The sequence below is a fragment of the Megasphaera sp. DISK 18 genome (assembly GCF_001682955.1).
GTDB classification, from domain to species: Bacteria; Bacillota; Negativicutes; order Veillonellales; family Megasphaeraceae; genus Megasphaera; species Megasphaera massiliensis.
In genome coordinates this window covers 26,249-38,176 of record NZ_LUGJ01000005.1, presented here as the reverse complement: position 1 = coordinate 38,176, position 11,928 = coordinate 26,249, and the positions used below count along the sequence as shown (strand labels likewise).

The following is an 11,928-nucleotide window of genomic DNA, read 5'->3' as shown; positions in this document are numbered from 1 at the left end:
AGGCGAGACCGTGATATCAAAGTTTTTTATTGACAGGCCTATTTTCGCCGTCGTCATTTCCCTGATCATCTCCATCCTCGGTCTGCTTTCCATCGCAACCCTGCCGGTAGCTAAATACCCGAACGTTACGCCGCCCCAGGTCTGCGTGTCGGCATCTTACCCCGGGGCCAACGCCGAAGTCATCGGCACGACCGTCGCCAGCGTCATCGAACGCCAAATGGTCGGTGTCGACGACCTGGTCAGCTTGGAAAGTTCCAGTAATGACAACGGGACCTATTCGCTGACGGCCCAGTTCGAAACGGGCAGTGACGGCGACATGGATACGGTCAATACCCAGAACCGCGTCAGCCAGGTTTCTTCGACCCTGCCGTCAGAAGTTACGGCGACGGGCGTTACAGTCCAGAAGTCGACGAGTTCCATGGCCATGGTATTCGCCCTCGTTTCGCCGAATGGGTCGTACGACGCTACGTTCATGAAGAACTATGCGACCCAGTACTTCATGGATGCCTTGAAATCCGTTCCCGGCGTCGGCAGTGTTCAGGAATTCGGTTCGGACTATGCCATGCGTATTTGGCTCAATCCGATGAAGATGAGCATCCTGAACGTCACGCCGACGGATGTCATTTCGGCCATTTCGGCCCAGAACACCCAGGCTGCCGTCGGTACCATCGGCGCTCAGCCGTCGGCCAACAACCAGACCTATCAGTACACCATGCGTACCGACGGCCGTCTGCAAACGGCCGAACAGTTTAAGAACGTCATCATCCGCACCAACTCCGACGGGACCATGGTCCGCGTCGGCGACGTAGCGGAAGTTAACTTAGGTTCGAAAGACTACAGCGTCACGTCCAAACTCAATGACAGTAATGCTGCCGGCTTCATGATCAGCCTGACGGCTGATGCCAATGCCATGCAGTCCGTCAGCGGTGCGAAAGCCGTCCTTGAAAAGGCCAAGGAATCCTTCCCGTCCGATATGGACTATGAAGTCGTATACGACAGCACGAAGTTCGTCCGGGCCTCCATCGAAGAAGTTATCCAAACCTTCATCGAAGCCCTGCTCTTGGTTGCCCTCATCGTATACCTCTTCCTCCAGAGCGGCCGGTCGACACTCATTCCGTTGATCGCCGTCCCGGTATCCCTCCTCGGTACCTTTGCCCTCTTTTCCGTCCTTGACTTTTCCATCAACACCTTGACCTTGTTCGCCATGGTCTTGGCTATCGGCCTCCTCGTCGACGATGCTATCGTCGTCATCGAAGCCGTCGAATATGAAATTAAATACAACGCCCGAAGTCCGCGAGAGGCGACGATCATCGCCATGGAAAACGTACAGAACCCGGTTATCGGCGTCGCCTGCGTCTTGGCTTCGGTCTTCATCCCTGTCGCCTTCTTAAGCGGCATGAGCGGTATCCTCTACCGCCAGTTCGCCTTGACCATTGCCGTCTCGGTCCTCATTTCGGCCTTCGTCGCCCTGACCCTGACGCCGGCCATGTGCGCGACCATCTTGAATATCCATAAGCCCGAAGAAAATCCAAAAGGGATTTACAAATTCTTCAATAAATTCAATGAATGGTTCGACCGCCTCATCGCAGGCTATGGCAAGATCCTGGCTCACTTACAGCTCCACCTGCGCTGGTGCGTCGTCTTCCTGATCGTCATCAGTGCGGCCACCCTCGGCGTCTTCCGGGTCATGCCGACGGGCTTCGTACTGGCTGAAGACAGTGCCTTCGTCATGATGGATATCACCCTTCCGGAAGGTATTTCTCAGACGGAAACGAAGAAAATCAGTGAAGAAATGGGCAACTGGCTCAAAGAACAGCCCGGCGTATCGCAGGCCATGAATATCGTCGGCTACGGCCTTCTGGCAGGCGGCCAGAAGTCGAACGCCGCCGCTGCCTTCATCGGCCTTGACGACTGGGATGAACGGACGACGAAGGATCTCTCCGTCGACGCTTTGATGGGTAAGATCATGGCCCGCGGCGCCCAGATTCCCCAGGCCTCGATCATCGCCTTAAACCCGCCGCCAATCGATGGCATGGGTACGTCGTCAGGCTTCACCATGCAGCTCGAAGACCGCGGCGGCCATACGACGGCCGAACTGTCAGAAACGGCACAGAAAGTCATCGCCGCTGCCCGTCAGCGTCCGGAAATCGGTTCGGTCTACACCGCTTTTGCTGCGGATACACCGGGCTATGAGCTCGAAATCGACCGCGACAAAGTCGCCCGTGAAGGCGTCTCCCTGAGCGACCTCTATTCGACGCTCCAGTCCTTCTACGGTTCCTATCAGGTCAATGACTTCACCATCTTTGGCCGTAACTTCAAGGTTATCGTCCAGGCTTCTCCGGAATTCCGTGAAACCGTCGATGCCAACAACCATATCTATGTCCGCAACTCGAGCAACCAGCTCGTTCCGGTATCGAACTTCGTTCGTCCGAAACCGATGGGATCGGCATCGATCATCACTCGTTTCAATGACTATCCGGCTATTACCATCCAAGGGGCTCCGGCCAATGGCTACAGCTCCGGCGACGCCATTAAAGCCTTGGAAGAAATCGCAGCCGATACCCTCGGCGAAGGCTATGCCTACGAATGGAGCGGCATGAGCCGTGAAGAAATCGAAGCCGGCAACAAGACGGTCTACGTCTTTGCCTTGGCCATCCTCTTCGTCTTCCTCGTCTTGGCAGCCCTCTATGAAAGCTGGAAGGTTCCCTTTGCCGTACTGTTCAGTCTGCCGGCCGGTGTCTTTGGGGCAGCTCTCTTTGCCTACCTCCTGAGCCAGCAGAACAACATCTACTTCCAGATCGGTATCTTGGCCGTCATCGGCCTGGCTGCCAAGAACGCCATCCTGATCATCGAATACGCCAAAGTCCGTGTCGATGAGCGCGGCATGGATCCCGTGTCGGCTGCTATTGAAGCCGCCAAGATCCGTCTGCGCCCGATCATCATGACGTCCCTGGCCTTCGTCGTCGGCTCCATTCCGCTGGCCATGGCCTCCGGTGCCGGTGCCGCCTCGCGTGTCAACATGGGGATCACCGTCGTCTTCGGTACGTCCGTTGCGACCATCGTTGGCGTCTTCCTCATTCCCATGATGTTCATCATCGTCGAAAACTTTGGCCATAAAAAGGTGAGACCAAAGAGTGAAGTCGGACGGCTGAAAGACATGTAGCCCCCGGTTCATACCTTGTTTTATACTATCAGCACGCTCTGTCCTTTGGGGCAGGGCGTGTTTTTTTGTGGCTTCCATCCGTCTTTTTTGATCTGCCGAAAGTATGGAAAAGGGGATACAGAGGCCGTACATCTATCGGTTTTGACACACTTTGTATTGACAGAATCCGACTTTCTATGTTATATAGTAATGAGGTAAATGAGAAATTCGTCTTTTACCATGGCTAACATCGGAGGGACTGCACCGCGAGTCCCGGAGATCCGGTCATGGCAGCTGTTTTCCTTTCACCGGCATGAATCACTGTCGGCACGATTTAAATAGTGAAAGCCTTTTCCCTTGGCGGGAAGAGTCCTTATAGCGTTTTATGGTGGTAAAAAAGGAGGCAACAATATGAATGTATTCTCACGATTTATGAAATTGGCCGTCGTCCTGGCAGTCAGCCTTTTGGCGATGGTCGTCCTCGGCGGCTGCGGCAGTTCCGACAAATTTGCCGGCGAATGGACCGGTACCGGGCGCTACAACCAGACCGATTTTGACTGCTTTTATGATTTAAAGATTGAGAAAGACGGCAATGGCAACGGTTATACCATCGAACAGACCCGCTCCTATTGGAATGCCAAGGAAAGCATAAGCGGCAGCAGTGCGTCCTACAGTTGGCAGAATGAAACGGAAAAACTGACGGGGAATCTCCAAAACGAGGTATTGAAAATTTCGGGCAATACCCAGGCATCCCTGACCTATAACGAAGAAAAAGAAGAACTCCAGTATAAGACCGGCGATTCCATCATTACCCTGCAAAAGAGCAAAGACGCAGCCGGTGACTTGGATTCCTTTAAAAATCGTCAAAAAGAAGAACTGCTGGACAAGTTGAATAAATTGGGGAGAAACTTCTCCTTCACCGAGTAAGGCCACCGATGTTACAACCTAAGGAGGTAATCGAATGAGTTCTCTGTCAAAATTCATGAAATGGGCTGTTCTTACAGCGGTCAGCATCTTTGTGGTCGCCTTTATCGGCGGCTGCGGCAATACAGAACACTTTGCCGGTGAATGGATCGGATATGGTAAAACGGGTTTCCCGAAGGAAATGGACTGCGTCTACGACGTCAAGATTGAAAAGACCGACAATGGGTATACGGTCAGTTTGGACCGGAGCAATTGGGAATTAAAGGACATCCCCGATCCGGGTTTGATCGACAGCATCGTCAATGATGACAATCAGCAGTATGAATGGACGACGATGAAGGAAATGAACCTCAAGGCGACGGAAAAAGACGACGTCCTTACGACGACGACGGAAAATCCCCTGACCTTCACCTATGTAGAGAAGGACGGAACGCTGGAACTGTCCTTTAAAGACTATTCCCATCAGGATGAACAGGTAACGGTACAGCTCCATAAGGCCGAAAAGGGCGAAGTAGAAGACTTTAAGAAACGCTCGAAAGAAGATCTTTTAAAAGCCATGACGCCGGACAATCAGCATTCTTTTAAGGAATGATCCGGTAAGACAGGATCCATAACGACATAACAGGCCATAGAAAAAGGACTACCGATTCACGAGGATGAATCAGTAGTCCTTTTCGATGAGAAGGCGTCAGGCCTTATCGGACAGAATCCGTTCTTTCAATTCTAAGTAGCGGGTCGTATAGTACGGTGTCAGCTGGGCTTCGCGCAGGTCGTTGCCGAAGGGGCGGCGGCTGATGGAAAGAATGGGCGGGCTCTGGATCCGTTTGGCAACGGCAAATCCCGAGAGGAGACGCCACCACCGTTCGAGGTCGTCGATGAATTCCCTGGCTGTCGGAAATAATTGGTGGACGTCGACAGCGCAGCCGATGTTCTTTTCCAGGGTCCCGTCGAGGTACCAGGTAAGGATCGATTCGGGCGTAGCCCTTTGCCAGCGTTCGACGAAGGCGGCGAAGAGGTAGTCGTGATAGGGATAGATGAGGGGGTCGCCCTGTCCCTTGGTGATATCCTGCTTGTTCGACAGTTCGGCGCTGGGGACGATGTCGATGCTGCCCTGAGGGACGATTTGGCGGCCGAAGACCTCGTCGTTGAGGTAGTGGGCCAGTTCGTAGACCTGATGCTTCCAGAGGTCAGCCGTGGCGGCTAAATAGCCGGCGCTGTCGCCGTAGAGGGTGGCATAGCCGACAGACGTTTCGGCCTTATTGGCGTTGCACGTGAAGACGCCGCCAAAGGAGGCTGCCGCAGCGGCCAAGATACGGCTCGAGCGGTCCCGGGCCTGGATGTTTTCTTCGATGAAGCTGGTCAAGGCGAGGCTTCCCTTTTCCTTTTCGCCCTGATGGAGGACGGTTTCCCTGAACTGCCTGCGCGTCAGCTCCAGGCTGTCCTGGACGGGGATGACCGTATACAGGCAGCCGATGTTGTCGGCCAGTTCTTTGGCCAGGCTCTTGGTCGTGTCCGAATTGTAGCAGCTGGGCATGTTGACCAAGAGGATGTCCTCCGGCGGCAGGACCGTCGCATAGAGGGCGGCGTTGACGGCCGAATCGATGCCGCCCGATACGCCGATGACGACTTTATGGACACCGATGGCATCCATGAAGTGCTTGAGGCCGTAGTGGAGGCTGTCGTAAATATCTTCGATCTGGGACTTTTCCGGCTGCACCTGAGATGGAGACGTAAAGGTCTGCGTCGTTTCGTCAAAGTCGACGAGGAGGAGCTCTTCCGTAAAGGGCTTGCAGGCGCTGTGGTGGCTGCCGTCTTTTTGGTAGGTGCTGCTGGCGCCGTCAAAGGTATAGATGTTCTTGCCGTTGTTCTGGATGCCCGTACAGTTGACGTAGACCGCCGGGCAGTGAATCTTGTCGATGGCCTGGCCGAAGAGGCGGTGGCGGCGCTGGGTTTTTCCTAAGGTAAAGGGCGAGTTTGAAATATTGACGAATAAGTCGATATCGTACATCTTGCCTAAATAGTGCATCGGTTTGAAAGGATAGTTTTCATCCCAGCTGTCTTCGCAGATGAGGGGTCCGATGCGGAACTTGCGGCCGTCGTCAAAGGAAATCTGGACCGGCGACAAGAAGTCTTCCGGGAAGGCGTGCCGTTCCTGGGCGACTTCGATAAGGGACGTAAAGTAGCGGATGTCGCTGAATTCCCGGTAATTGGGAAGGAGGGTCTTGATGTAGAAGGGGTAGGGCGAACGGGCAGGGGACAGCCATTGGCCGTTGTAGGCGATGAACATGGCGTTATATTTTCGCGTCCGGCCGTCGAGGTTGACCCGGTCCGTTTCTTTGGCTACGTTGCCGAAGATGATGGCCATGCCCTGAGACAGGTCGCGGATTTCTTCGCCGAAGCGGACGCATTCGTCGATGTAATCGGGCTGGTCCCAGATGTCGCCGATGAAGTAGCCGGGAATGGCAAGTTCCGGGAAGACGACGATGTCACAGCGGGCTGCCTTGGCCTTGGCGATGAAGTCCTTCATGACCGCCGCGTTCTGCCGAGGATTGCCGGGATAGACCCGGGTCTGGGCGAGTGCTATTTTAAACAAGGAAAAGCCTCCTTTTCATAGGTGAGAATCTATATACTACCTCATCTTATCATAAAACGGTAGCTGCGAAAAGGTTGGCCGCCTGCGGTCGGCGAAAAAAACATGACAGAATGGCGTCCTTGCGGTATACTTAATGTATTATCAAGATTGAAGGAAGGTCTTTCATGAAAACGCTGCTCACCATTTTGAATGCGAAATTTATTCAGTCGTCCCTGGCCATTCGCTGCCTGACGACGGCCTGCGCTCATCGAGGCGTCGCCGTCGATGCGGCTGAATATACGATCAATCAAAATCCCTACGACATCCTGCGTCACATAGCAGCCTTTAAAGCCGACGTCATCGGCTTTTCCTGTTATATCTGGAATATTGAAATGACCTGCCATATCATCACCTTAGTCAAAAGCGTCTTCCCCGAAACGAAGATCTTCGTCGGCGGTCCCGAAGTCTCCTATACGGCCCGCCAGGTCCTTCTTGACTGCCCGGATATCGACTACGTCCTCCAAGGCGAAGGGGAAATCATGGTGCCGGATTTCCTGACGGCTCTCGAAAAGGGGGAAGACGGGACGGATATTCCCGGCGTCCTCGGCCGCGTCGACGGGGACATCAAAGGCGATGAAACCTTTCAGGAAATCGACGACCTCGACAGCCTGCCCTTCCCCTATGAAAATCAGGATTTTCGCGACCTCGACCACCGCATCATGTACTACGAAAGCTCGAGGGGATGCCCCTTTCACTGCCAGTACTGCCTGTCGGGCATGAACGACCGCGTCCGCTTCCGCTCGGTCTCGCTGGTCTTACAGGAACTGCAGACCTTCGTCGACGCCGGCGTGTCCCAGGTGAAATTCGTCGACCGGACCTTTAACTGCAATCCTAGCCATCATCGGCCTTTAGTGGAATATATGATCGGTGTCGAGAAACCGGTCAACTTTCATTTAGAAATCGAACCGGCTGTCTTGACCGACGACGACATCGATTTACTGGCCAAGGCCCCGAAGGGACGCATTCAATTGGAAATGGGCATTCAGACGACGTATGAACCGACATTGAAGGCCATCCGCCGCCATAACGACTGGCCGCGGATCACGCATATCATGGAGCGCCTCGTCGCCCTCGATACGATGCACCTTCACCTCGACCTCATCGTCGGCCTGCCCTATGAAGACTATGATCACCTGCGCCAATCTTTCAACGACATCTATGCCCTGCGGCCCCATAAGCTGCAAATCGGCTTTTTAAAGCTCCTCAAGGGCTCGGGCATTCGCCGCGACTATCCTGATGATTACCGCTACGACCCGAAAGGGCCTTACGAAGTACTGGCCACGACCTGGCTTCCTTATGAAAAGGTGGCCTATTTGAAGGTCTTTGAAGACGTCTTCGAGCGGACGTATAACTCGGGAAAGTTTACGTATCTCTTGTCCTTTCTGGGCCGCCGGTATGCTCCGGATTACATGAAGCTCTATGAAGTCTTGACAGATGAGTGGCTTGTCCTTCATAATGACCAAAAGGCCCTGTCTGACGATACGCTGTGCCGTTTCCTCGGCCATTGCCTGGAGGATATACTGGATCTTGCGGAGGATCAAAAGGCTCTGGCCAAAGAACTCTTGGCCCTCGATATGCTGACCTTTTTCCGCTTCCGCCTTCATCCCGATTTCCTCGGCTGGCAGCCGGCAGCGCGCCGTGAGACCGACCACATCTTCCGCCATGAAGATTGGCTCTGCCGCTATATTCCCAACTATCGATTTACGAACTGGCGCGACATCAAGATGCGCTACTATATCTGGCCTGTCAGTCAGGCCATGAAGGCTGAACTGAGCCGGTACGGGACGGTTCCCGACGGCCCGGCCTATATCATTGCCGAGAAGAAGAAAGAACGGGCCGACTGGTTCGTCATTCCGGCAAAAGGAGAGACTTTGTGAACGAACGCTACCGTGTCTATTCGACCTATTTAAAAGAAACTTACGGAGAAAAAGTATATAAGCTGCCCATCAGCATCCCCGATACCTGTCCCAACCGCGACGGTACCCTGGGCGTCCGGGGCTGTGCCTTCTGCGGCTCCATCGGTGCCGGCTATGAAAACCTGCCGGCCTCGGTGACCATCGAACAGCAGATCGAGCAGAATATGGCCCATATCAAGCCCAAATACAAGGCCAATAAATTCATCGCCTACTTTCAGAATTTTACCAATACCTACCTGCCGCCCGACCGTTTCCGGGACTTCCTGACGGCGGCCTGCCGGCCCGATATCGTAGGCCTGGCCATTGCCACCCGGCCGGACTGCCTCAATGAAACCTATCTTGACATCATGGCCGACGTAAAGCATCAGTACGGCGTCGACATCCTCGTCGAGCTGGGCCTCCAGACGGCCAACTACAAGACCTTGACCAAGATCAACCGCGGCCATACGACGGCAGAATACGTCGATGCCATGATGATGCTCCGCGATTACCCTTTCCGGGTCTGCACCCACGTCATCTTGGACCTCCCTTGGGATACGATGGAAGATACGATCGAAACGGCCAAACTCGTGTCGGCTGCCGGTACGGATGAAGTCAAGCTCCACGCCCTGTACATCATAAAGAATACGGCCATGGCCGAATGGTACGCCAAGGGCGAAATCAGCCTTTTCACCTGCGAAGAGTACGTCCGCCGTGTCGTAGCCTTCCTCGAATACAGCCGGCCGGACATCATCTTCCAGCGCCTCATCGGCAGGGCGCCGAAAGAGGCGACGGATTTTGCCAACTGGGGCATGGGCTGGTGGCGCATCCGCGATATGATCGACGAAGCCTTAGAACGCCGTGACACCCGTCAAGGCGCCTTGTGCAACTATCTGCACGGCAAAGCTGTCCGTAAATTCATGACATAAAGGAGATTATTTTGGTAGAAAAGAAACTGCAATTTTCCGATTTGCGTGAAGCCCGGGCCGTCCTGGGCATGAAAGATGAATTTTTAAAGACGATGCAGCGTGAATTTCCGGACTGCCGCATTGCCGTCCGCGGCGACACGGCCATGATCGTCGGCAGTGAGCAGGAAGTCGAACAAGTCCTGGACGTCTTCGGCGCCCTGCGCTACCTGTTCCGGGAAAATACCTATCTCACGACGCAGCACGTCCGCTACTCAGCGGGCCTCATCAAAGCCGGGAGGGGCGAAGAGCTGCACGCCCTCTATGAAGATACGGTCGGCATTTCCGCCCGCCACCGCCTGATCAAGCCCAAGACACTGGGACAGAAACGCTACGTCGATTCCATCCGAAAGAACCTGGTCACCTTCGGCATCGGCCCTGCCGGTACGGGGAAGACCTATCTGGCCGTAGCCCTGGCTGCTTTTTACCTCAAGAATCGTGAAGTCGAACGCATCATCCTGACCCGTCCGGCCGTCGAAGCCGGCGAAAAGCTGGGCTTTCTGCCCGGGGACCTGCAGGAAAAAATCGACCCGTACCTGCGCCCTTTATACGACGCCTTGGCCGATATGTTCGGCTATGACCAGTTCCAAAAGCTCATCGAGCGCAACATCATCGAAGTGGCACCCTTGGCATATATGCGCGGCCGGACCTTAGAAGAATCGTTCATCATCCTCGACGAAGCCCAGAATACGACGCGGGAACAGATGAAGATGTTCCTCACTCGTATGGGCAACCATTCGCGGGTCGTCGTCAACGGCGATGCCACCCAGATCGACCTCGTCGACCGCCGCATGTCGGGCCTTACAGAGGCTGAAAAAATCCTCGACGGCGTCAAGGGCGTCGGCATGGTCCACTTCAGCGACGAAGACGTCGTCCGCCACGACATGGTCGGCCGTATTATCAGAGCCTATGAAAATTATTATAAAGATAAATGATCTGCCCGAAAGGACAGGGGGACACTGTATCAAAGGGGGTACCACTCGTGCATATCAACATCAACTATGAAGATCCTTCATTCGAACAGGAAGACTATGAAAAAGTTATCGAACGGGTCTGTGAAGAAGCGGCCTTGGTTTACGGTCTCGGACCGAATGCCGAAATCAGCATTCTCTTGTGCCACAACGACTACATCCACGCCTTGAATAAACAGTACCGCAACATCGACCGGCCGACGGACGTCCTGTCCTTTGCCTTAAACGAAGGCGAAGAAGACGGCTATGAAGGCCCGGATACGGCCCTTTTGGGGGATATCATCATTTCCCTTGAAAAAGTACAGGAACAAGCCGACGAGTACGGCCATTCCTTCGAACGGGAACTGGCTTACCTCACCATTCACGGCATGCTGCACATCTTAGGCTACGACCACATGGAACCGGAAGACAAGGCCGAAATGCGCAAAGAAGAAGAATTTATCTTACAGCGCCTGGATTACGTCCGCCAAGGCGAAGAATTATAAGGAGGACCTATTATCGTTATGGAATCGTTTAAATCGGGATTCGTCGCCGTCGTCGGCCGCCCCAACGTCGGTAAATCGACCCTTATCAACCGCATTATCAAGCATAAAGTCTCGATCGTCTCCGATAAGGCTCAGACGACGCGCAACCGCATCCTCTGCATCCATACGGACGAGGCTTGTCAGATCGTCTTCCTCGACACGCCGGGGATCCACAAGCCCAAGCATAAGCTCGGGGAATTCATGGATGAAGCGGCCTACCAGTCCCTGCGCGATATCGACGCCGTCCTGTTCCTCATCTCGGGCAATGAAAAGAAGGGGCCCGGTGACTTATTCGTCCTCGAAAAAATCAAGGATACAGGCGTTCCCGTCTTCTTAATCATCAATAAAGTCGACCTCATGAGTAAGGAAGAAATCCTGACCAAGATTACCGAATACGCCGAACTCTATCCCTTTGCCCAGGTCATTCCCATTTCGGCCTTAAACGGAGACAACGTCGACGCCGTCGTCGAAGAACTACGCAAGATCTTGCCGGAAGGACCGAAATACTTCCCGGACGACATGATTACCGACCAGCCCGAACGGCTCTTGGTGGCCGAAATCGTCCGGGAAAAACTGTTCCGCTGCACCCGCGACGAAGTGCCCCACGCCATCGCCGTCTTTACGGAAGAAATGAAAGACCGGGGCAACCATAAGGTCTATATCCGGGTCACGGTATACGTCGAACGGGATTCGCAAAAGCGCATCGTCATCGGCAAGAACGGGGCCGTCCTGAAAGAAATCGGCAACCTGGCCCGTCAGGAAATCGAAAACCTCCTCGGTTCTTCGGTCTACCTCGACATCTGGGTCAAGGTCAAGCGGGACTGGCGCAACAAGGCGGCAGCCCTCAGCGAATTCGGCTATAAAAACGAGTAGGG

The 11,928-nt window shown here is 54.2% G+C and carries 9 protein-coding genes; 8 read left to right on the top strand and 1 reads right to left on the bottom strand.

Going from position 1 to position 11,928, the window contains the following annotated elements:
• Window positions 1-10: 10 nt before the first annotated feature.
• The 3 genes from A0U42_RS01075 (at window position 11) to A0U42_RS01065 (ending at window position 4,658) form a co-directional block, all read left to right on the top strand.
• Entirely contained in the window at window positions 11-3,163 is a 3,153-nt protein-coding gene (locus A0U42_RS01075) for an efflux RND transporter permease subunit (protein WP_065359533.1), read from the top strand.
• Between the two features lie 390 nt (window positions 3,164-3,553).
• Complete coding sequence (locus A0U42_RS01070) at window positions 3,554-4,069, top strand: hypothetical protein (RefSeq protein WP_065359532.1); 516 nt, start codon at window positions 3,554-3,556, stop codon at window positions 4,067-4,069.
• 34 nt (window positions 4,070-4,103) lie between these two features.
• Window positions 4,104-4,658 carry a hypothetical protein gene (locus A0U42_RS01065; protein ID WP_065359531.1) on the top strand — a complete coding sequence of 185 codons (555 nt, stop codon included), beginning with the start codon at window positions 4,104-4,106 and terminating at the stop codon, window positions 4,656-4,658.
• Window positions 4,659-4,754: 96 nt separating this feature from the next.
• On the opposite strand, the gene nadE is transcribed toward A0U42_RS01065, so the two are convergent.
• Window positions 4,755-6,659, bottom strand: a complete 1,905-nt coding sequence (gene nadE, locus A0U42_RS01060) for an NAD(+) synthase (protein WP_065359530.1) — start codon at window positions 6,657-6,659, stop codon at window positions 4,755-4,757.
• A gap of 164 nt (window positions 6,660-6,823) precedes the next feature.
• Between nadE and A0U42_RS01055 the strand changes: the two genes are divergently transcribed.
• The 5 genes from A0U42_RS01055 (at window position 6,824) to era (ending at window position 11,926) form a co-directional block, all read left to right on the top strand.
• Window positions 6,824-8,575, top strand: coding sequence for a B12-binding domain-containing radical SAM protein (locus A0U42_RS01055; protein ID WP_065359529.1), 1,752 nt, complete (start codon window positions 6,824-6,826; stop codon window positions 8,573-8,575).
• Complete coding sequence (locus A0U42_RS01050; RefSeq protein ID WP_065359528.1) at window positions 8,572-9,522, top strand: TIGR01212 family radical SAM protein; 951 nt, start codon at window positions 8,572-8,574, stop codon at window positions 9,520-9,522. The genes A0U42_RS01055 and A0U42_RS01050 overlap by 4 nt, the downstream gene beginning before the upstream one ends.
• A gap of 68 nt (window positions 9,523-9,590) precedes the next feature.
• Window positions 9,591-10,493, top strand: coding sequence for a PhoH family protein (locus A0U42_RS01045; RefSeq protein ID WP_065359567.1), 903 nt, complete (start codon window positions 9,591-9,593; stop codon window positions 10,491-10,493).
• A 47-nt stretch (window positions 10,494-10,540) separates the two neighbouring features.
• Window positions 10,541-11,014, top strand: coding sequence for an rRNA maturation RNase YbeY (gene ybeY / locus A0U42_RS01040; RefSeq protein ID WP_044503477.1), 474 nt, complete (start codon window positions 10,541-10,543; stop codon window positions 11,012-11,014).
• Between the two features lie 18 nt (window positions 11,015-11,032).
• The gene (gene era, locus A0U42_RS01035; protein WP_065359527.1) at window positions 11,033-11,926 is read left to right on the top strand and encodes a GTPase Era; all 894 of its coding nucleotides are present in this window, start codon (window positions 11,033-11,035) and stop codon (window positions 11,924-11,926) included.
• The last annotated feature ends 2 nt before the right edge of the window (window positions 11,927-11,928 follow it).